General features: G+C 33.5%; 16 protein-coding genes. 14 read left to right on the top strand and 2 right to left on the bottom strand.

Annotated elements, in window-relative coordinates:
- Positions 1 to 130: 130 nt before the first annotated feature.
- Positions 131 to 1,510 carry a tRNA uridine-5-carboxymethylaminomethyl(34) synthesis GTPase MnmE gene (gene mnmE / locus AVL50_RS00495; protein WP_062614520.1) on the top strand — a complete coding sequence of 460 codons (1,380 nt, stop codon included), beginning with the start codon at positions 131 to 133 and terminating at the stop codon, positions 1,508 to 1,510.
- A 226-nt stretch (positions 1,511 to 1,736) separates the two neighbouring features.
- On the opposite strand, the gene AVL50_RS00490 is transcribed toward mnmE, so the two are convergent.
- Complete coding sequence (locus AVL50_RS00490) at positions 1,737 to 2,039, bottom strand: hypothetical protein (protein WP_062614519.1); 303 nt, start codon at positions 2,037 to 2,039, stop codon at positions 1,737 to 1,739.
- A 222-nt stretch (positions 2,040 to 2,261) separates the two neighbouring features.
- On the opposite strand from AVL50_RS00490, the gene AVL50_RS00485 reads away from it, so the two are divergent.
- From AVL50_RS00485 to AVL50_RS00460, 6 genes are all read left to right on the top strand, one after another.
- A complete protein-coding gene (locus AVL50_RS00485) occupies positions 2,262 to 2,744 on the top strand; it encodes a HipA domain-containing protein (protein ID WP_216638997.1) in 483 nt (160 codons plus the stop codon).
- A 398-nt stretch (positions 2,745 to 3,142) separates the two neighbouring features.
- Positions 3,143 to 4,354: a hypothetical protein gene (locus tag AVL50_RS00480; protein WP_062614517.1), complete on the top strand. Its 1,212-nt coding sequence runs from the start codon at positions 3,143 to 3,145 to the stop codon at positions 4,352 to 4,354.
- Positions 4,347 to 4,907, top strand: a complete 561-nt coding sequence (locus AVL50_RS00475; RefSeq protein WP_062614516.1) for a hypothetical protein — start codon at positions 4,347 to 4,349, stop codon at positions 4,905 to 4,907. The genes AVL50_RS00480 and AVL50_RS00475 overlap by 8 nt, the downstream gene beginning before the upstream one ends.
- 2 nt (positions 4,908 to 4,909) lie before the next feature.
- Entirely contained in the window at positions 4,910 to 8,554 is a 3,645-nt protein-coding gene (locus AVL50_RS00470) for an ATP-binding protein (protein WP_062614515.1), read from the top strand.
- Positions 8,554 to 9,411 (top strand): DUF2220 family protein, encoded by an 858-nt coding sequence (locus AVL50_RS00465; RefSeq protein WP_062614514.1) that lies wholly within the window; start codon positions 8,554 to 8,556, stop codon positions 9,409 to 9,411. Before AVL50_RS00470 ends, AVL50_RS00465 begins: the two co-directional genes overlap by 1 nt.
- Positions 9,412 to 9,535: 124 nt before the next feature.
- Positions 9,536 to 12,382: a DEAD/DEAH box helicase gene (locus AVL50_RS00460; protein WP_062614513.1), complete on the top strand. Its 2,847-nt coding sequence runs from the start codon at positions 9,536 to 9,538 to the stop codon at positions 12,380 to 12,382.
- A gap of 75 nt (positions 12,383 to 12,457) precedes the next feature.
- Here AVL50_RS00460 and AVL50_RS00455 read toward each other — a convergent pair whose 3' ends face one another.
- Complete coding sequence (locus tag AVL50_RS00455) at positions 12,458 to 14,989, bottom strand: AAA family ATPase (protein ID WP_062614512.1); 2,532 nt, start codon at positions 14,987 to 14,989, stop codon at positions 12,458 to 12,460.
- 689 nt (positions 14,990 to 15,678) lie between these two features.
- Between AVL50_RS00455 and AVL50_RS00450 the strand changes: the two genes are divergently transcribed.
- The 7 genes from AVL50_RS00450 (at position 15,679) to AVL50_RS00420 (ending at position 23,061) form a co-directional block, all read left to right on the top strand.
- On the top strand, positions 15,679 to 15,918 hold the full coding sequence (locus AVL50_RS00450; protein ID WP_062614511.1) for a hypothetical protein: 240 nt from the start codon (positions 15,679 to 15,681) through the stop codon (positions 15,916 to 15,918).
- Positions 15,919 to 16,150: 232 nt separating this feature from the next.
- The gene (locus AVL50_RS00445) at positions 16,151 to 16,954 is read left to right on the top strand and encodes a GLPGLI family protein (protein ID WP_062614510.1); all 804 of its coding nucleotides are present in this window, start codon (positions 16,151 to 16,153) and stop codon (positions 16,952 to 16,954) included.
- A gap of 574 nt (positions 16,955 to 17,528) precedes the next feature.
- Complete coding sequence (locus AVL50_RS00440; protein ID WP_062614509.1) at positions 17,529 to 18,155, top strand: hypothetical protein; 627 nt, start codon at positions 17,529 to 17,531, stop codon at positions 18,153 to 18,155.
- A complete protein-coding gene (locus AVL50_RS00435; RefSeq protein WP_062614508.1) occupies positions 18,121 to 19,011 on the top strand; it encodes an HTTM domain-containing protein in 891 nt (296 codons plus the stop codon). The genes AVL50_RS00440 and AVL50_RS00435 overlap by 35 nt, the downstream gene beginning before the upstream one ends.
- Positions 18,995 to 21,574, top strand: a complete 2,580-nt coding sequence (locus AVL50_RS00430; protein WP_172826734.1) for a carboxypeptidase-like regulatory domain-containing protein — start codon at positions 18,995 to 18,997, stop codon at positions 21,572 to 21,574. The genes AVL50_RS00435 and AVL50_RS00430 overlap by 17 nt, the downstream gene beginning before the upstream one ends.
- 6 nt (positions 21,575 to 21,580) lie before the next feature.
- Positions 21,581 to 21,988 (top strand): thiol-disulfide oxidoreductase DCC family protein, encoded by a 408-nt coding sequence (locus AVL50_RS00425; RefSeq protein WP_062614506.1) that lies wholly within the window; start codon positions 21,581 to 21,583, stop codon positions 21,986 to 21,988.
- Positions 21,989 to 22,374: 386 nt separating this feature from the next.
- Complete coding sequence (locus tag AVL50_RS00420; RefSeq protein WP_062614505.1) at positions 22,375 to 23,061, top strand: PDDEXK nuclease domain-containing protein; 687 nt, start codon at positions 22,375 to 22,377, stop codon at positions 23,059 to 23,061.
- The last annotated feature ends 45 nt before the right edge of the window (positions 23,062 to 23,106 follow it).

The following is a 23,106-nucleotide window of genomic DNA, read 5'->3' as shown; positions in this document are numbered from 1 at the left end:
TATTTAAAAGTGGTAAAGCTATTTTGATATAGTTTTACCACTTTTTTATTGGTAGAATACGAATGACTTTGAATAAAAATGACCTTAAAAAAATTAACTGTATCTTTGCACTGAATTTAATATCAACCTAATGCATAATACGTTAGAATTAGATACAATTGTTGCCTTAGCAACAGTACCAGGGCAGTCAGCCATCCATGTCATCCGTTTGTCTGGACCTGATGCCATCAAAATTGTCAACAAAGTTTTCAAAGGGAAAAACCTAGAAAAACAAGAAGGTCATACTGCTCACTTTGGAACTATCCGTGAAGAGGATGGAACCATTGTAGACGAAGTTTTGGCGACTATTTTCTATGGCCCTAAGTCATATACAGGTGAGAATACCGTGGAAGTTTCATGTCACGGTTCTCAGTTTATCGTCGATCAATTGCTCCAGCTTTTTATGAAAACAGGAGCTCGCTACGCCAAAGCAGGCGAGTTTACCCAACGTGCATTTGCCAATGGAAAACTCGATTTAGCACAAGCAGAAGCCGTAGCTGATTTGATCGCTGCCGATTCTCATGCCTCAAGAGATGCCGCAATGCAACAAATGCGTGGTGGATTCTCAAAAGACATCAAAGCACTTCGTGAAAAGCTGATCCACTTTGCATCTATGATCGAATTGGAATTAGACTTCTCAGAAGAAGATGTTGAATTTGCCTCAAGAGATGAGTTAGTCGATTTGATCAACGAATTGAAACGCGTGATCAAAGCCTTGATCGATTCCTTCTCAATGGGTAATGTGTTGAAAAACGGTGTTCCTACCGTAATCGCAGGTAAACCAAATGCCGGAAAATCAACGCTATTGAACGCTCTACTAAATGAAGAAAAAGCGATTGTATCAGATGTAGCAGGTACCACTCGTGATTTTATCGAAGACGAAATCAATATCGGTGGCGTTACTTTCCGTTTTGTAGATACAGCCGGATTGCGTGAAACAGAAGACAGAGTAGAAGCCATCGGTGTGCAACGTTCTTATGAAAAGATGAAGAAAGCCTCATTGATCATGTACATGTTCGATGCTGCTACTTCCACTTTTGAAGACGTAAAAGCTGAAGTAGAAGCCTTAGAACAATTGGGTGTTCCCTACATTTTAGTAGCCAATAAATTGGATCAACTAGAAGGCGGTTTAGCACCTGAGTTCAAAGAATTCTCAGAGCATCTTTTAGAAATTTCAGCCGACAAAGGAACAGGAGTTGAAGAACTAAAAGAACGAGCATTACACCTTGTCAACCTTGATAAAGTACAATCAGGAAACACTATGGTCACCAACGCCCGTCACTATCAATCGCTCCGTGAAACCATGAAAGCATTAGACGATGTAATTAATGGTGTGGAAATGGGCATGACTGGAGATTTCTTAGCATTGGATATTCGTACATCGTTACATCACCTTGGTGAGATCACTGGTGAAGTGACAACAGATGATTTGTTGGAGAATATTTTTAGTAAGTTCTGTATCGGAAAATAATGTAATACTAAAAATAGTATATAGATATTTGAAAGAGGGTTTTTGCCCTCTTTTTTTGTGATATAGTTTGTATACAGAAAATTATATAGACTTAATGGAGTATCTACTTCTCAAAAATGGCATATTGTATGAATTTACATAATGATAAAAAACTATTCAAAGAGGCTATTGGGTTTGCGAGCATATCACTGATATAATCATGCTTTTACCAGTCTAAATGGAGGTGTTACGAATTGTTTTCGATAATAATGGAACGGTAAGCTAACCGAAGTTTTTCAAAGAAAATGGTTTTTGCTTCTGGAGCGTCACTATTTCCATATATATCCAAAAGATCATTTAAAGATTGATTAAATCCAGATAACCACTTGGGGCGATCTCCCAAATGTCCAGACCAAACAGTAATATTCCCAATCACTTCTCTAATAGTGTTAAGATCTTCTTCTTCTAATGCATTCTTGATCACTTCAATAGATCCTTTGAAGCTATTATCTAGGGCATTTTCAGCATTTTGTTCTTCAGGTGTCAGCATGTTAATCATTTAGAATTTTAATAAATATACAAAATGAGAAGAAGTTTTTGTATTAATTGTCTTATTAATGTAGGAGTAAAAATTGAATTGTTATTTTTTCAAGTAGAGTAAACTCTAGTAGTCAATATTAATTACATGCGATAATTTATCGTATACTTTTATTGTTTTTCATTAGACTTTATCACGGTTAATATCTTATGAGGAAAAAAATGGCTTAATGTATTGGTTTTCTATTACAACTATATTCCTTGTAGTCTTATTCGTTTGGTATTGGGTGAACTTTCTTATACCACAAGGAGAATTGATAGAACTAAAAAAGGAGAGAAGATCCACATGATCGATATGTTTCAAATTACTGAAGCCTTTGATAAGTATCGAAGTTCCATGGAAAAAATTGGGAAGGTGATCAATGAATATTCAGATCAACCTTTATTAGATAATATCTATTTCTTTGAATTAGCTGTATTCAGCTTTTTAACTGGAAATAATGATATGCATTTGAAAAACTTCTCATTGATCAATACTGAGAATGGATGGGTATTAGCTCCTGCTTATGACTTATTGAATGTAAATGTGCTATTACCAGAAGGTGAGGAAGAATTGGCTTTAACTTTAAAAGGGAAAAGAATGAAATTAAAAAGAGAGCATTTTGAGTCTTTGGGAGTAGAACTAGGTTTGAATCAAAAACAAATAAATGGTGTTTAAAAGAATGCTAAAGAATCTCCCTAAAGCAATAGAGGTTTTAGATCAATCTTTTTTATCTAAGGAGTTAAAAGAAAAATACAAAGAGGTTTTGGAGAAAAAGTATAGACAATTAAAATTGATAGTTTAAGACTACTGATAAAGTATATATCTTTTTACTTCTAATATATTTCAGACAATTCTACTTGCTTTTCCTGATTTTCAAATTGGGCACACACTGTATGCCCAATTGACTTGGATTCACTACAAGTTTTTATATAGATATTGAATGATAGTCAACAATTATTTGATTCAAAATATTTAACTTACCTGCCTACAGAAGAGGAATTAAAAGCCGAAATTGAAAGACAAAAAGAGGTTTTTAAGGAGAGATTGAAAGATAATTAACTCAAAATTTAAGAATGTACCACTTCCAAGATATATCAGAAATCATAGGCACCCTTAATGAGGGAAAAAAGCTGATTGATGAGATTTTTAAGAACAGGAAAAGATACGATTATGAATATGAGCAGGCGTTGGAATTGTTGGGGGAAGGAGGAGAGGTTAAAATTCAGCGTTTGATTGATAAAGGTATTTTAAAAGAAAATGGACAGCACCTTGAAATAGAAGATCAGTTTCTTTCCTTTTTTGAGGAGTTGATGCAGGTAAATGAAACCATCAATATTTCCTCTTTTAACGAGCATATAAAAATTATAAAGGAGAATATTGACTACTTCTCTAAGGAAAATAGTCAACATAGAAAGCATCGTTACTTCAAAATAATCAAGAAAGATTTAAGTAGAATCGGTAAAATCTGTTCGAGGAATATTGACGATCTGATCAGAAATATTGATACGACTTTTAAAACGGAAGAAAACTATCAAATCAAATTAAAGAAGCTCGAAAATTTTAAAGGGAAAACCGAAGAGATTCAGAACTTAATTGCTCAATCTAGACATTTGATTGATAAAGAAGAGGTTTCCTTTTTTGTACTTTCTGCCGATGAAGAGTTGCAAACGATAGTTGTGGAGTTGAAGAAAGAATTTAATTCTGCCAATCATAATTTGGTCGAAATTCAAAGGCAGTTGCTTCAGTATATCAATCAGGTGAGACATAATTCTCAAGTGGTAGAGAAAGTCAAGCAACTGAAATTATTGATGGATCAGGTGGAATTGGAAGCTCAAACTAATATCAAGGAAGTGCTCAATGATAGGAAGGAGGTACTTTTTGAGAAAAGGAAAACGTATCCATTGAAGTTGGACTTGGATATTCTCGAAGAGGATGATGTGTATCAATTGATTAAAGAGATCAATCAAAATCAAAAAAACAAGGAGAGAAGAAAAGCACCTTCAGCAGAAGCTATTGATGTCAACCTTTTAAGTCAGCAAACAGAAAGAGTCTATTTTATCAATCATGAAGAAGTGAAACGTAGCTTTTTAGCTCAAGGAAATGATTTGTTTAATTTTGTATTTCACTATGAATTTCCTTTTGAAGTGTCTTATGTCGAATTGGTAGGGTGCTATTATAAGATCATCAATTACTATAGTAATGAGATTGAAATTACCGATGATAAAATAAGATACGAAGATCGATATTTTGCGAAAGTTTACCCTAAAAGAAAGAAATATGCCTAGAGAAAACTATAACAAACAAATTTTTGAAATCTTGAGTAAAGGACATTTTATTTCTTCAAACTCTATCAATTCTACACAGAAGAAACTCTATCAGTATTTAGAAAAAGAGAAGGAAGCGACACAGGATTATTTTGATCAGATTGGTTTTTATTTAGTGGAAGGGAAGGACTGTTTTTATTTCAGTAGAGAGGAGGAAAAGAGCACACTCAAAAGTAAGTTGGAAAGGGCGATGCGATGGATCAGTATTTTGGACTTTTTCAAGTCGTATGATGAATCTTTTGGAGTAGGAACGCAAATCACACCTTCAGAAATTTCATCTATTATTGGGGTAAATCAGAACCTGAAAAATAAACTCAATTTATTAAAAAGGATCACTAAAAAAGAGAAATACGATGAGAGTGTGAACGAACTTTTTGAGATCTTAAAAAAGGAAGGTTTTGTGGAAGTGATTGATGACCTTTCTATGACTTACAAAGTATTGAATTCTTTTTCTTACCTCGAAGAATTGATTTTGAGCATTGATATTGAAGAACCAACAACAAACGAAAACTAAACATGAGAACCCTCAATAAAGTTATATTAATCCATTGTGCGAATATTCCTTATGCAGAAATAGAATTGGACAGTAATTGTCATTTTGGTGGTACGCAAGGAGTAGGGAAAAGTACAATTCTTAGAACGTTATTATTCTTTTATAATGCGGATACCAAAAAGCTGGGCATTAAAAGGGAACAAACTCGTTTTGTTAATTGGTATTTGAAAAATGATAATTCTTATATCATTTATGAGGTAGCGACGGAAAGAGGAAGTTTTTGTGTAGTGCTGTTTCGTGCTCAGTCTAAAGTACAATTTCGATTCTTTGATAGTCGTTTTGAAAAGCGATTTTTTATGACTGAAAATGGGGAAGTTTTCAATCATTGGAATCAGATCAGAGGGGTTTTAGATAAAGAGGGAATTGGACTTTCAAAGGTAATCGATAATTATACTACTTATCGTGATATCATTTATGGTGCTCAACAGAATCAAAGGGAATTCAAAAAATACAATTTACTAGAAACGAAGCAATACGGTACTATTTATAAAACGATTCAGAGTGTATACCTCAATGCAGATGTTTCGGCAGACGATATTCAGAAAATTATTATTGATTCATTGGACAGTGAAGAAAAGTACATTGATCTGAATACTTACAGTCATCACTTATATGATTTTGAAGAACAATTGAATGATATTGATGAATATAAAAAGGATAAAAATGTAAAAATTTTAGAGCAATCTTTTGAGGTTTTACTCGAATTAGATGATGTGGATAGTCAGTTGTATTCTTTGTATAGTCAGTTGTACAGCAGAGAAAAATGGTTGAATGATCAATTACCTGCCTTAAAAGATAATGCAGATCTACTTTCTCAAAATGAGGTGAAGTTGAGTGATAAAATAGCTCATGAAATGTCGTTGCATTCTAAAAGGAAAGAGACGATAGTTTCAAAAATCAGTGTATTAAGGGATAATCTTAAAAAGACGAGAGAAAAGAAAAAGTATTATCAATCTCAAAATATTCATGAGGTAGAACGTCGAGTAAAAGAGCGTCCAAGTATTGCAATCAAACTTAAAAATCTTGAATCAGAAGAGTCTTCGCTTACTAGTCAGTATCAAGATATAGAAGTGAAATACAAATCACTCCAAGCTCAAAAGGAAGCAGAACAATCTGTATTTATTCAGCAGAAAGAGGCTTCAATAGGTGAGTTGAAAGATAAATTAATTGAGCAGGAGAGAGGTTTAAATCAAGAGTACGAACAATTATTTGATCAGTTGGATGAGACCAATGCTGACAAAAGAATTGCTTTACAAGAACACTTTTCTACAGTTCAAAACAACAAATCGGAGAAACAAATTGAGATCAATGAGTGTAGAAATAAGCAATTTTATCAATCTGAAATTGAACAAGTAAAAAAGCTACTTCAAAAAGGAATAGAGGAAACGAATACATTAGCACAAGAAGTGCTGAAGTCTGAACAGGAAATAGAGGGACTTCGTATCAGCTGGACGCATGAATTAGAAATCTATCAAAAAGAGGTTGAAAATGAACGAGCTAATTTGAATCAGCGTTTTGAGCAACTGACTCAAACGAAAAAGGATTTAGAGGGTAAAATTCAAAAATACAATCACACCCTTTTGGCTTGGTTGACGAATTATAAAAAAGATTGGTCAGAGAATATCGGTAAAGTTATTGATCAAGATTTATTATTTCATGATGAACTTAACCCTCAGGTATTAGAGCAGTTAGCTACTTCATTTTATGGAGTAGGTATTGATTTGAAAACGATAGAAGGAAAATCTTTTTCATTGTCGCTATTGGAGGAACAGTTGAAAGATACATTAGGTGAGATTGAAAAAGTAAGGAAGGAGTCGAGTGAATTAGATCAGGGGTTAATCAAGAAAGAACAAAACCTAAAGAAAAAATATCAGCCTCAAATTAATAAGCTGAAGACCTTTGTGGAGGTGTCCAATAATACCATTAAGAAAAATAAAAAGGAAAAGGAACGCCAAGAAGTTTTATTGGAAGAGTGGAAAGAAAAAGGACAGAAAGAAAAGGAATTACAATTAGTTCAGCTTAATAAAGATTTGAAGGGCATTCAGCTTCAGCTGGAAGAATTAAAACAACAATTAAGTTCGTTTGAGGAAGGAGTAAAGCAACAGAAAGAGGTCAAGCGTAAAGAAAAAACAAGACGTTTGAATCAGTTTAAAAAGGATTTTCAAGAGAAAGAAAACGGACTACGATTAGCGATCGAAAACTATAAACAGGAGATTAGAAATGAAATTGAAGAACTGATTGAACAGAAAAATGAGGAACTCTCTGGAAAAGGAGTGGATAAACAACACCTTGAAAAACTGTCGCTTCAAATTAAAAATCATAAAGCAGAGTTAGACTATATTCAAAAACATCAGCAATTGGTTTTTGAATATGATAAAGACAAGCGTGAGTTTATCGACAAGCAGAAAACGTTTGAAAATGAAATGCTTCATGAAGAAGAAAAGCTCAATAATTTGGTGGCTGAATTTTCTAATTCTTTGAATGTTTTAGAAGAGAAGCATAAAGAAGTAAAACAACAGCTTTTCAAGATCAATCAATCTATCCAAATGTATGAAGCAGAGCTCAAGATTTATGCAGATCAGAAAGACGATGATAAGCTGATTGCGTTGGAAGAATATGCAACTACGGTAACTTCATTGGAAGGAGATTTGACTTTTGATGAACTGCATCGAAAAGTGTATCAGACCTTTGATACTTTGGAGGAAAAGAAAAACACGCTTTACACCAAACTGAAAAATTACTTAGGGAAGTTTACAATCAACTCAGTGCTTAAATTCCCATCTGTAGAGGAATTAGAAAGTAAAGGCGTAAGAGATACTGGTGAGCGACTGAAAGAGTTTGTTCGTGAGGATAAGATTTCAGAAATAGAGAAAATTTTCAATGAACGATTTGCCAATATCATCAATATTTTCGGTACAGAAACTCAGGATCTTTTAAAGAAAACGGCAGAGATAGATCAAGTCATTAAAAAGATCAATAAGGACTTTAAGCTGAAGAACTTTGTTAGTGCAGTCACTAATATTGAGCTGAAATTGGAGGAAAGTAGAAATCCAATTATCAGTGTTTTGAAGAGAATCAAGGAGTTTCAGGAAGAGAATAATAGTTCTTTAGGTGTTGCAAATCTTTTTACTCAGAACAAAGATTTGAATAAGATCAATAGGAATGCCGTCAAGCTGTTGAAGTACCTGAAAGATGAAATAGGAAAATCAAAAACTGGGAAATTGTTGTTGTCGGATACCATTCATATTTTATTTAAAATAGAAGAGAATGGCAACGATACTGGTTGGATTGAGAAACTGAAAAATGTGGGTTCTGAAGGAACAGATATTTTGGTAAAAGCCATGTTGAATATCATGTTATTGAATGTCTTTAAGGAAGGTGCTTCGAGGAAGTTTAAAGAATTCCAATTGCATATCATTATGGATGAGATTGGAAAATTGCACTCTACCAACGTGAAAGGCTTGTTGAGGTTTGCCAATGAACGAAACATTATAGTATTGAACGGATCGCCTGAAACAAATAATCAGTTGGATTATGGTCATATTTATCATTTGGATAAAGTGGCAGGGCATAAAACGATGGTTCGACAAATTATCTCTAAAGCGTAATGAAGTTATCTGAAAGTAAAGCCAAAAAGTTATTACAATTAAGTCAAGGAGAAGTGATTTCGGGGAGTCAATTGAAAGGAGCACCTTTTGAACAAATGCTTCAAGATGGTATTTTACAATCTTCTACTCAAGGACGAACAAGACGTAAAATAGCCTGCAAAGATCCTTCTCAATTGAAATTTTATTTAAAAAATCAATTGGGAATAAATGACCTTTTGGCCTACATAGATAATTTCAAAACTGGAGAGAGTAGAGCCGATAACACCAAAGTGTCTTCTAATTCTAAATCCACCAAAATAAGAACTTTTAAAGGCTTTTTGGTGAATTGCTATGAGCCTATTTCAGCAGTTTTAAATGGAGAGGAATTGATACTTCAACCTGCTTTTGGGAGCTTTGTTTTTATCAGCGATTATGAAAATTTCACTTTAGATAAGGAGATTACAATAGTAGGAGTTGAGAATGCCGAAAACTTTAAAATGATCGAACAACAAAAGTATCTTTTTGAAGATCAAAAGGTTTTATTTGTCAGTCGTTATCCTCAATCCCAATCCAAAGATTTGATACAATGGCTTCAATCCATTCCCAATTCCTACCTTCATTTCGGCGATTTTGACTTTGAAGGAATTGGCATTTTCCAAAATGAATATCATAAGTATTTAGGAGAAAGGGCTTCTTTCTTTATCCCTCCAAATATCAAAGAATTGCTCCAGAAATATGGGAATAGGAATTTGTATGATCTTCAGTTGAATAAAAGAAAATTAAGTGTAGAAGATGAAAGGATGAAAAGGTTGGTTGATCTATTTCATCATCATAAAAAGTGTTTGGAGCAGGAGGTTTTGATTGGGGGAGAGGGTTGATTTGTAGTTGTAAATTTTAAAAAAAATAATGTCTGATATATCCGAATTAGAAGCGATTGTCAATCGCTGGATCAATTAGATTTCTCTGCCTTACCGGATTTGACACGCGAGTGTTTTTACTTTTTTGGAAGAAAAACCGCATTTTTCGGAAGGTGATTTTAAAAATGTACTATATAAAAATTACCAAAAAGTACACCGACTGACCAAGAAGGAAATAAAGGTGGGAAGGAATGAGGACTTGTTGGAGAAAATCAAAAATAAGGATACGGTCAACTTGGTTTTTGATGAGACACTTAACTTATGGTCGGTTTTAGGCTTAGAAAATAATCAATTCTTTCCTGTTTTCTCATCAAAAGAAGCACCACAAAAAGAGTTATTGAATATCATCACTCAGATGGAAGAGGAGGAGAAAAATCAGTTTCCGTTGTTTATTCGGCAATTGAGAAATATCTATCTTTTGTGTTTGAAATTGTTGAATAAAGGGGCGTTTTTTCCAAGATTATTACAACGGGACGAGGATTATTTTATTCAGTGGGTACCTGCTACTTTTTCTAAGGAAGTAAAGGCGGTGATAGAAGAAGTACAAGAACATTTGTTGCATCAGAATATCTCAGTAAAAACGAGCACTGGAGTAAAGCATTTGAGTAAAAAAGAAGGAGTAAATGTGTTGTGTCATTTATTTCTACAAGATTTTTTATCAAAAGATACGGTGCTGTTAAATGCAGAAGGTCGTCTTTTGAATCTCTTTTTCTATAATAGAAAAGAACAATTTAATGGTGTTGGAGAGATAGAAGTGCCAAGAAGTATTAATCAGTGGTTACAGAAATTTCAGATTGTACATAAAGAATACGTTCCTGTAATTCAGCTACAAGAGGTAGACGAAAATTATTACGTCAATGTAATGATAGAGAAGGAGGGAGAGGCATTGGAACCTATTGCATTGGCAACTTTTTGGAAGGATGAAAAATACAAAGCTTTCAAGTTTGATCTGTTGCAGGATTTACTCTTGGTGGCGTCTTATTTTCCGGCATTAAAAGAGCATATCAATTCCAAAGGACAAATGCCGTTGATGTATGACAATGTTGAAATCGTCAGTGTATTATTCGATATTTTTCCTGTAATAGAATTATTAGGAATCAACTTGATGATGCCGAAGGTATTGAGAAAAATATTACAACCGGGCAAGTCATTGAAAGCTGATACTTCGGAGTCAGTAGATGAAGGAGTCGAAAGTTTTATGGATTTACAGAAGTTGTTGAGGTTCAAATGGCAGGTGGCTTTGGGTGATGAGCAAATTTCTAGAGAAGAGTTTATGAAAAAATACGCTCATCTGTCAGGCTTGGTGAAAGTAAATAATCAGTATGTTCTTTTTGATCAAAAAGAGCTGAAACAGTTATTGAAAGAGTTGGAAACGCCTCCTGCTTTTAAAGCTAATGAAATCAGTCAAGCTTTATTTTCTGAAGAGATTCAAGGCAGTCCATTGACGTTTTCCAATGAATTGAAGAAAGGAATCCGTCAGATAACCGATGTAAAAGAAATTCATGAACCGGAAGGGCTTCAAGCGACATTGAGACCTTATCAGAAAGCGGGTTTCGAGTGGATGTACCGCAATACTAAGGTAGGTTTTGGTAGTTTGATTGCTGATGATATGGGGTTAGGGAAAACCCTTCAAGTGATCACTTTGCTGTTGAAATTGAAGACCGAAAATTACTTTAAAAGCAAGAAAGCGTTGATTGTCGTGCCTACTAGTTTATTGACCAACTGGGAATCAGAAATCGAACGTTTTGCTCCGGATCTTTCAGCTTTTGTATATCATGGAGCAAAACGAAAATTTGCAGATGATTTTGATGTTTTGATTACGACTTACGGTATGGTGCGTAATTCTAAAGACGAACTGAAGAAGTTGAAATGGGCGGTGATGGTGATTGATGAAGCACAGAATATTAAGAATACTGCCACCCAGCAAACCAAATTAATTAAGTCTATCAAAGCTGATACTTATATAGGTATGAGTGGTACGCCGGTAGAAAACCGCCTGTCGGAATACTGGTCGGTCATGGATTTTGCCAACAAAGGCTACTTGGGAACGCTGTCTAATTTCTCCAAAAACATTGCAAAGCCAATACAGCAAGACAAAGACTTTAAGGTATTGGAACGATTCAAAAAAATCACTCAGCCTTTTATTTTAAGAAGGGTGAAAACGGACAAGAGCATTATTTCTGATTTGCCGGATAAAATCGAGAAAAATCAGTTTATCAACCTAGCACCTGAACAAGTGGTGGTATATGAGGAATTTGTGCAATCCGCATTAGAAGAGATTGAAAAGAATGATGGAAGTGCGAGAAGAGGAATGGTGCTCAAAATGATGCTTGGTTTGAAACAAGTGTGCGATCATCCTAACTTATTACTGAAGAGTAATCAGGAAGAAGACCCGATGCATTCTACCAAAGTACAACGTCTGTTTGAATTGGTAGAAGAGATTGTTCAGAAAGGGGAGAAGGTATTGATTTTTACGCAATACAAAACCATGGGAGATCTATTACAAAAGTGGATTGAAGACCGAATGAAGAAGAAACCGCAATTCTTGCATGGTGGTTCATCGAGAAAAAATAGGGATGAAATGGTGTCCAATTTCCAAGATAACCGAACGGATAACATATTTATTCTCTCTTTAAAAGCGGCAGGGACAGGCTTAAACCTTACGGCGGCTAATCATGTAATTCATTTTGATCTGTGGTGGAATCCGGCGGTGGAAGCACAAGCAACAGATAGGGCTTACCGTATCGGGCAAAATAAAAATGTGATGGTACATCGCATGATTTGTAAGGGAACAATCGAGGAGAAAATCGACAAAATGATCCAAAGTAAAAAAGAACTATCAGACCTTACTGTAGCCGAAGGGGAAACTTGGATTGGCAACTTAAGTGATGCTGAATTGAAAGAGATGGTGAAATTATCAGAGATAGAATAATCGTAACTTTTAAAACATCATTAGCCCACGATTTAAATCGTGGGCTAATGATATGCAGAATATAGTACTAGGCTTTTACTGCAAAATCTCCTTTAGCATCGTCTTCCTCGCTCTATTATCAATATTCCTCACTGCAATACCAAAAGCCTTTCTTGTACCCACAAAAATTGCCATTTTCTTTGCCCTGGTAAGTGCCGTGTAAATCAAGTTTTGATAGAGCATATTGAAATGTTGCATCACAACGGGGATGATTACTACGTCAAATTCACTACCCTGAGATTTATGAATGGTAATAGCATACGCTAAGTCAAGATCAATGATATCTTGCTTTTCATAATACACCGTTTTGGCATTTTCACTCGTCCCAAAATCAACAGCTAGTTGAACGTTTGCAGTGTCTATAGATGAAATTTTGCCGATATCACCGTTGAAAACTTCAAGGTCGTAGTTGTTTCTTTTTTGAATCACTCGGTCTCCCATTCTGAAAATACGATCACCTATCGTAAGGCTCGCTTTCCCTTGTGCTTCAGGGTTGCAAGTCGCTTGTACCAATTGATTCAAATTTCTAGCACCCATACTTCCTACGGTCATTGGTGTGAGAATTTGCGTTTCTAAATTTGCACCCACCTTTTCTTTAATGGTTTTGCCATAAAGTCGAACGACCATTTCCGAAGCCACAAATCCATAATGCAAACTCGACCAAGGGTGAATTTCCTCCATGATTGTTTTCAGAGCAGATGCATGATCCTCTGATTGAATCAAAGTCTGTAAATCAGCGTGCAAGTAATGATTAGGAATATGGAATACAAAAGATCTTCCGCCCGTTTTTCTGATTTCTTCAATCTCGTTTTCAGAGGTGTTGTGAATATAAATATCGTCTTCTTGAATTACGGATTTGTAAGTGTCATCCTCTCCATTTGCACCTTTTTCTTTGACAAAAGCAACTCCTTCGTTTTGGATTACATACTTCATGGATTGCGTCATTTTCTTGATGAATTGCGTTTGCTCTTTTGTCGCTTCATCCGAATCAATAAATAAGCAATCCATATTTTCTTCCCATATTTTAGGGGAGTTGATAGGAGATTCTATTCTAGGAATTTGTCGTTTTATGATTTGATGGGCAAACTTGATAATCTGACTTTCTTGTGCCTGACGGAATACTTTTTTAAGGTGGAAACAAGGCACTACTTCACTTTCTATCAAATCTTTCAGCACGTTTCCAGCACCCACGGAAGGCAACTGATTAGGGTCGCCGATAAAGAGCACTTGGGCAGATTTTGGAATGGCTTTGAGCAGTGAAGCTGAAATGGAAATATCAAGCATAGAGCATTCATCGATAATGATAAAGTCCACTTCCAATGGGTCTTCTTCGTTCTTTTTGAATTGACCTGTATTGGGTTGCCATACTAATAGGCGGTGAATGGTTTGTGCTTCTCTTCCGATTACTTCTCCCATACGCTGTGCCGAACGACCTGTAGGAGCCGCTAACAGAACACGCTTTTTCATGGCTAAAAGTAATTTTACCAAAGCTTTCGTTGTCGTTGTTTTACCACATCCAGGTCCGCCGGTTAAGATCGAAAAAGATTGCTGAACTGCCCCGTAAACGGCATCAAACTGTTCATCACTCAGAGGGAATTGCTGTTTGGAATTGAATAAATCCAGCCATCTTTTTACACGTTCAGCATCCACATTTACTTTCTCCTTTAAAAAGGATTTGACAATCTTGGCAGTATTCAATTCATCGTAAAAAAGGGATTTAGAATAATAGCATTTGACTTCCAATTCACCCATTTGCTTCATTCTTGTACAGAGGTCATTGTCCTTTTCCATGGCCTCAATTTCAGAAATCACCAGCTCTTTGAAATCTTCTTTGAGTAATACTTTTACATTTTGATGAATGATTTCCAGTTCAAGATAACAATGCCCTTGTTCTCGGCTTGCTGAAAGCACATGACTGATCGCCGCTCTCATTCTTTTAGGGCTGTCCTTGGCAATTCCCATACTCAAAGCAATTTTATCTGCAGAGAAAAAACCAATTCCATAAATATCTTTCGAAAGGCGGTAAGGATTTTCTTTTAGAATCTTGATCGCATCGTTCCCATAAGTCTTATAAATTTTGACAGAGAACAATGTACTTACTCCAAACTCTTGAAGGAAAAGCATCACATTTCTGATTTCACGGTGTTCTGTCCATGAAGCTTTAATCTGATCCAGTTTTGTGGTGGCAATTCCCGTCACTTCCGTCAACCGCTCAATGTTCTCTTCAAAAACTTCCAAAGTATCTTTCCCGAAGTGATTGACAATCCGTTTGGCAATTTTAGGCCCCACACCATAAATCAACCCAGAACCGATATACTTCTCCAAAGCAGACGAACTTGCTGGCTTTTTCTCAATGGTAGAATGAGCTTTAAATTGATCACCGAATTTAGGATGAGTAGTCCATTCTCCTTCAAATTCTAAGGTAGCCCCCGCAAAAACATTCGCTTGATGCACCGTAACAGTGATTTGTTCATGAGGTCTGTCTGCAGGATTTACCCTGATGACTGTCCATCCATTTTCTTTGTTATGATACGTAACGCGGTGTACTATGCCTTTGAATTTTTCCATTGCTTGTTTGAAAGTGAAATTTTAATGGAAGTTGATTAAAAATGTATTGTTTCTGTTTTATAGAAAGTAATTTTAAAATTAATATACAAAATCAAAACAGCATACATTATTTTGAAGATTACGGATGTAAGTATTCAATTAATTCATCTGAAAATGCAAGAAATTAGCACATTAGGTATAAGAAAAAAGAGGTATATATTAAACTACTTACTGAAGGTAAAACAGGATCAATTAGAATTACCCCTAGAAGTATCAGAATAACCCAAAAATAAATTAAATACTATTTTAAGGCACGTTTAAATGATGAAAAGTAATATTTGTAATCTTCAGAATGGAACAAAGTATAGGTGAAAAAACGGGGTATTAAAAAGTATTTGAGCTATGAAACTACTTATTGAAAAAGTGATAAAATTCAACCATAAATAAGAGGTGATTTTTGTGGAATTTGTGAGTTATTTTAAATTGTAAATAATGTTAAACTATTTTTTACTGATTAAAATTTATATTAAAATTGAATCGCTATAGCACCATTGTAGTTTAATAAATAAAAAAGCTAACTGACTAAATTCTAATTAAAAAACTAACTAAATTTTAATTTAAATAATTTTTTTTGAGAGAATCTTAAATTTCTTTTAGCCAATTAATATTTAAACTATAATAACATCGTAAATCACCTTAAAACTAAAATTATGAAGAAAGTATTTCTTTCAGCTACAGGCATAGCCCTTACATTCGTGGCTTTTGCATTTACTCCAGTTCAAAAAAACAATTCAATGGGTGAATTGTTAGACACTCAAGCTATGCTAGCGGCTGCTGGTAAGTGTTCGACTAAAATGGAAACACAAAACACTTTCAGTAAGTGTGATAATACTTGGACAGAAGATGCACTCTCTCCTGAATTGATGACAGATGTCTTGAGTAAGTATTAATTCAAATTCTAGACCCTCTGTTCTTATTTAATTTTATATCAGACCTTATCACAGTTTGCAATAGTAGAACTTTCTAAGTTCTTAGCTTTACTCAAAAAGTGTTTTTTAATACTATTTTTAAAGGTTATCGTAACTCGAAAATTCTTTACAAAACAAACCGTAATAGACTCTATTTAAGTAAAATAGAGGGTCTTTACTTATACTTTTGATTATTGAAAAATATTAAACTCAAATGACACAGTTTAAAAGATCTCTCATTCCTTTCTTTTTACTTTTCACGACAATAACCGTTTGGGGACAATCAAAAAAAAATGAAGTAGTAAAAGTAACATATACTAGTTCTCCCATAAGTCAATATAGAATGACTGAAGATCAAATGGTTTCCACTCCATCAAAAGCTTCTACCTATGAGTTTATGAAAGGTATTACTGACTATTATAGTTTGTATATTAATCTAGAAGATTATTCTTCTGTATACATTTTGGACTCTACAGTACAAGTAAGACCTTTAGGGTGGGAAAATCCAAGAATTAGAGCATCTTTGGTCGATACCGTTTTATTTACGCTTAAAACCCCTTTGCAAAAAACACTAAAACACGAATGGATTATGAACCAAACGTTCTTTTCAGAAGGGGAAGTAGGAAATATAGAGTGGGAATTGACTAATGAAGAAAAAAAAATAAATGGTTTGAATTGTAAAAAAGCAAAAAGTAAAGCCAAAAATTACCCTATGCTTATTGTTTGGTATACTAAAGATATTCCTATATCCAATGGCCCTTCAGTTTATCAGGGATTACCTGGGTTAATAATTCTTGCAGAAGATTATTTTAGAACAATAAAATTACATAGTATTGAGTATACAGAAGAAAAAGAAGCTTTTAAAACTCTATATTCTAGTAAGTTAGATCACTTTGAAAGAGAGAAAGAACAGGGTAAACACTATGACAAAGAACCGATTTTACTAATAAAGAAAGGAGATTTGGCAAGATCACTTTATGAACATAATCATAAAAAGCCTTATAAAGAGAATAATTGATTTTATACTATAAATACGAATAATAAATTTCATACATATACTTTTCATCTTTTTATATAAGCCGACACATTTTTATACTCTCACTCTGAGTAGCATAAGTTATTGTAACCTTATTCAGATATTAGACAGTTGTTTTTTTAATTAATTTTATCATCACTTGATAATAAGTCGAGGTTATTTTATTCATTTTCAATTGTTTAGATGTATCCTGGTTAAGATGCTGATAATTTTGAACTTGATTTGTCTAAGTTTCTTTTACAAATTATTTTCAGTTTTATCTAATAGTATCTTGTGTTTTTATAATCGTATTTCACATTTAATAATCTCTTTTTATAGTGGATATATCATTACCTCGGTTTATACAAACGAGGGTGATGAACTATGTAATTGGTATAATCATACTTTATAGTAGCATTTAAAGGTAGATAATAGATTTGAATTATTCTGAGATTAATATCACTGTGTAATTTATAATACTTAACCTTTTTATGTCTTAAAGTTGTGATTGTCAATTAAATATTAAGGTTTTTTTATAGAGATGAAAGCTTAGATAATTTATAATATACTTTGAATAATGAAAAAGAAAATACGTATTTTACTTTATTTCAGCCATTTATTACTTATTTTTTTTCATGCATCTTGGGCAACTTTTGATGCTTATCTATCTTTTTATCATGATAAAAGTGTAGATATACCCGTTATTAGTTTATTAAAACAGAACCAACATACAGATTTTTATTACGTAATTACTGGAATCAATACAGGGTATGGTTTTTATGGAATCCATACTTCAACAGAAAAATATTTTAGAGCTTATTATTTAGATTCTACTGATAATGTATTGAAAACGGATAGGTACTTTAACCTTTCTACTTCTAATGGTATTTCTAGATTAGAAGGGTTTGCATCATTTTTCTCCAATTATGTAGCTGATACAGATAAGTTAATAAAATCAGATACAACCTCTTTCGAAGATGAGAATCCGAAAACTATCCGATTGAGAGAGCATTATAATTTTAGAAAAGATTATGTAGCAAAAGTCTTAAAATGGTACGGGAAAAATGAAGTTAAAAACATGCCTAAATGTGATTCTTATAAAATTGAGCTTTTAACGCTCGTTCCGCAAGATATATGGCAAAAGAAAAAAACAATTAAACCCCAATTATATGTTGTTCAAGAAGGTCAATTCCCTGTACAATAGCTTAGAAAAACTATTTGCTGTAAAAGAAAGTATAATTCCATTTTTAGTTTTTTATAGAGTTGCTATTAGCCTCGTGGCAATAATTGAAATTACTTCATTATTTCCCGATTTGCATTTATTCTTTTCTCAGTATAACACACTTATTCCTCAAGAATTGATGTATATACAGTCAGGTTATTTTAAGTATCTGCATGTGTTTTACGTTTTTTTAGAAGAAAATAACCTTACTGCTGTTTTTTATAAATTGGCTGTTCCAATTTATATATTGGCTTTATTGTCTTTATTGACGGGATTTTTTACCCGATATACAGCTTTATTAGCATTGCTTCTTCAGCTTATTATTTTTAGAAGTTTTGCTCCTTTCAATTATGGCTATGATTATTTTCTCACGATGTCTCTTTTTTATTGTTTCGTTTTTCCTGTTGGAAGGTACTATTCAATAGATGAGAAGATTTTTAAATATGCATCCAAAGAAAATTTTAATTATAGACGTGTACTGCAAATTCATTTAGCGATTGCATATTGTTTGTCTGGAGTATCCAAAGGGTTGGATCCTGGTTGGTGGAATGGCAATTCTGTTTGGAAAGCGATTGCTTCTGTAGATAATTCGTTTTTTTCTATTTCGCCCTTAATTTTAACTTTTGTAGGGATAGGTACAGTACTGTTGGAGTTTTTATATCCTTTGTTGATCTTCTTAAAACCAACTAGGAAATATGCTCTTACAGCTATAATATTAATGCACGTTAGTATTGCCATTATGATGGAATTGTATGCCTTTTCAGCTATCATGATTGTATGGAATATTGCTGCTTATGGTACTCTTAAAGAAAAAGCAAAACATGTGGAAACAGTATAGTATTATTGTTTTTATTTTTTACTCTTTTAATCTATTTGGACAAGAAAAAAGTGTTTCAGGTGATATAAAAAGTGTTTCGGGTGATGTTGTCCCTTTTGCCAATATTATTGCTTATCCTAAGGAGGATATGTCAAAACCAATAACCTATGGTTTCAGTAACGCACAGGGCCAATTTTCTTTAAAAATTCCTTCTGATTTGAAAACAATCACCATTAATGTTACTGCCATTGGTTTTAAAGAAAAAACAGTGGCATTGCAACTCAATGGACAATCAGTGGAAATTACTTTAGAAGAAAGTATAACAGAACTTAAAGAAGTAGTAGTTGAGCTTCGAGAAGAAACGGATACACTAAATTTGGATACCGAACATATGAATTTAAGTAAAGAAAGTACTTTACGTGAAATGCTTAATAAAACGGATGGAGTAATAATCGGCGATGAAGGTGCCATTTCATATCAAGGGAAACAAATAAACAAAGTTTTAATTAATGGAAAAGAAGTATTTATAAATCAAAATAAAGTGGCATTGGATAATTTGAATTATGAGATAATGAAAAATGTTCAAATTATCGATAACTATAAAGATAAGTTCACTTTAGACTTCAAGCGTATACAAGATCCTGTGATCAACATAGACACAAAAGAGGAGTTTAAGGGAGTTGTTAAAGCACAGATAGATGCAGGCATTGGCTATACTGAAAAGTTTGCTGTAAAAGGAAAAGGGTTCTTTTTTTCTGATAAGCTAAATGCTTTTGCAACCACAAATACGAATAATGTAGGGGAAAAGGAATTAGGACAAAAAGATGTAACTTCTTCCGTTTTAAAATATGCTACGGGTGCGTTGAATAATACATTACGCCCATTTTTCATGGACGATTCCCGCACTTTTAAAAGCTTTGTAAGTAATAGTAATTTAACGACTCGCTGGCAAGGTCTTAATAGTAAAACAGGGGTTGTATTCTACTATGGAAATATACAAACGGAAAGAAAAATAGATGTCAACACATTTGTAGCAGATGTGTTGACGCAGGACAAACAAACGGAGAACATACATAAAGGAAATTTTATTTCAGTGACGGCAAATCATAGTAGAATACTTTCTAAGAAAACTGTATTCCAAAATGTATTGAGTGCAATGACTATAGATCAACAGGGAGATAATAAAAGTTTTAATACATTGTACATACCTGAGGTGACAACTTTTACAGAGTTAAACCAAAATAGGCCAAAGAACTTTACACTTTCCAATGCTTTAAAAATTACCCACTTATTGAGTGATAACATTGCTTTTGACCTCAATGTTGATTATTTCAATGAGAGAAATACCCGTGATTTTACTACTCTTCTTACGAACATAAATTTTCCAGATCTTTCTCAAGAAGAGATGACTTCAAAACAACTTTTTTCCACTCTCGCTAACCTGCAATTCAGATTCAAAAAAGCATCTCTTAAAACGGGGCTACACCTTTCAAAAAACCTTGAAAATGGTCATTTGACTTTTAATAATGATGTACCAACCACAACAAGCTTAGAGCGAGATATCACTATTTTGGATGTTCCATTGTCGTTAAGTGGAAGTATAAACAAACTGGATTATACATTTTCAGCCACACCAACGCTTATTCATACTCAAAAAACAAAGAATAGCAATTTTTTTAAAATGCATCATTCACTTACCTATAATTTTGAAACGCAGAACACTTTAGGTATCAGTGCCGGCCGTGATTATCGCTTTTATAATTTGCATGTATTATTTGATACGATGATGCGTTCTTATAATCAAATTATCATCAATAATAGTGACTATGTGAACCAATATGCGACAAGAGATGAGGCGTCATTGAGTTGGTTTAATAACAATGTTGCTCGATCCAAAAGTAATCATATTATATACAGGTACACTCGTGAACAAGATTTTTTACAGAATGTACTTGATTCTATTTCTAATAATGTTTTTTACTACTCCAATCAAGTATTTGATAAAAAAGAGTCGCATTCCCTAAGTTCTGGCTACCAAAAAGGTTTCTATATCGGAAAATCCTATCATCTCCTTAAATTAGGCGGTAAGTTGGATTACACTTATAACAATTATACAACCTCCGTAAATAGTGTAAATACCCCTTCCAGGTCTGATGCTTGGGTTCCTTCACTCAACATAAGCTTCTTGCCCCGAAGTTTTTTCATCAAGGAAGTGTCAAATGAACTGAATTATAATCATATGATATTTTGGTTAGATAATGAAGAGATCAACAGACAATCGGTGATCACCAATACATTTTCTGTTAGAGGTCATGGAACTAAAACGATCTGGAATGTGAACTTTATTTTCACAAAATATAGTATTGAAGATGATGAATTCAACGTGCCAGATCTTCATTTTTCTTATAAATATGACTTATCAGATCGATTATCCTTCTCATTGGTTGGGCAATCTTTGCTCACCCTTTTTAAGCTGAATAATTACAATTATGTCAATACAATTTCATCTGGAAATACGTTGACACAAATTGCAACGAACAACAATTTAGGTTATTTACTTTTAACTACTTCCATAAAATTGTAAAGTAAAATGGATCAAAAAAAACATATTATTTTATTTGACGGGGTTTGTAACCTTTGTGATTCTACAATACAATATATCATTAAGCATGATCGCAAGAACCTCTTTTACTTTGCTCCTCTACAGGGAAAAACCGCTAGTCAGCTATTGCACAACAATAAATCTGTAACTTTTCAACCTAATAATTCCATTGTATATTCTGTCGGGGACAAATTCTATATAAAATCTACTGCTGTTCTTAACATTGTTTTAAAACTAGGTTTTCCCAGAAATTTATCTGCTGTATTTTTAATTACTCCGCCTTTCATTAGAGATCATATTTATGATTATATCGCTAAGAACCGTTATAGATGGTTTGGAAGGAAGGATAGTTGTATGCTTTTAACCCCTGACTTAAAAGAAAAATTTTTAGATTGAGACCTTTCATAGACGAATCTTGAAAAGAAGAGCTATTGTGCTTAAAATTAACGATTCAATAACTGACTATAAAAACACTTTCATCAGTATAAAAGAGAGTGTAACGTAAGTACAATATAGAGTATGCAGTAGTGTGAACTCTGAAATTTGAATTTATACCAGGCCATCACATTGAAAGGATTTGGAAAATGTATTGGAGGAAAATATCACCAAGTTATTAGGGCATGCTTTACATTTATGGGACATCAATTCCAGTTATAACTAGATGAAAAAATAATGTTTTATTGCTTTTTTAAAGCGTTTTTAGATCTTCTTTTTGTCCTTTTTTCTTTCTTTGATGATAGCTGTTTAATGATTAGATTGTGTGTATAATTGAATGAAAAAGTATGGAAAATCAAATACCATCTCAACAGCATAATTTCTATTCAGAAATAAAGCAAATCTTAGCTTCTGCAAAAAATAAAGTTCACTCAGTAGTTAATTCTGCGATGGTAGAAGCCTATTGGTCTATTGGAAAACGCATTGTAGAAGAAGAACAAAAAGGAGAAGCGAAAGCAAAGTATGGTAGCTATTTAATAAAAGAATTATCGAAGCAGTTAACGGAGGAGTTTGGGAAGGGTTTTTCAATAGCCAGTATTAAAAACTTCAGACAATTTTATCTTACTTATTCTTCTGATGAATCAACTTTACAAAAAAGCTACACACTGTGTAGCCAATTGACATGGAGTCATAATCGTAGAATTATGAGAGTTACTGATCCTAAAGCTAAATGGTATTATTTGGAGGAGAGTCTAAACCAAAATTGGTCAGTCCGAACATTAGATAGAAATATATCTACTCAGTATTATCAACGGCTATTACACTCTCCATCAAAGGAGTTAGTAGAGTCGGAAATGAAAGAAAATACAAAAGACTTAGAACTCAATCCTGAGAATTTCATTAAAAATCCTTCTGTGTTAGAGTTTCTAAATCTTCCAACAAACTTTGCTTATACAGAACAGGAATTAGAAAAAGCATTGATCGATGATATTCAACAATTCCTTTTAGAACTAGGAAAAGGATTTGCTTTTTAGTATAGTTACCCCAGTAGTTCGGACTGTCTAAGTGGAAAAGATAAT

The sequence above is a fragment of the Flammeovirga sp. SJP92 genome, from assembly GCF_001583495.1.
Lineage (GTDB): Bacteria > Bacteroidota > Bacteroidia > Cytophagales > Flammeovirgaceae > Flammeovirga.
Note: the sequence above shows the minus strand (reverse complement) of the source record. Positions and strands in the feature narration are given on the sequence as shown.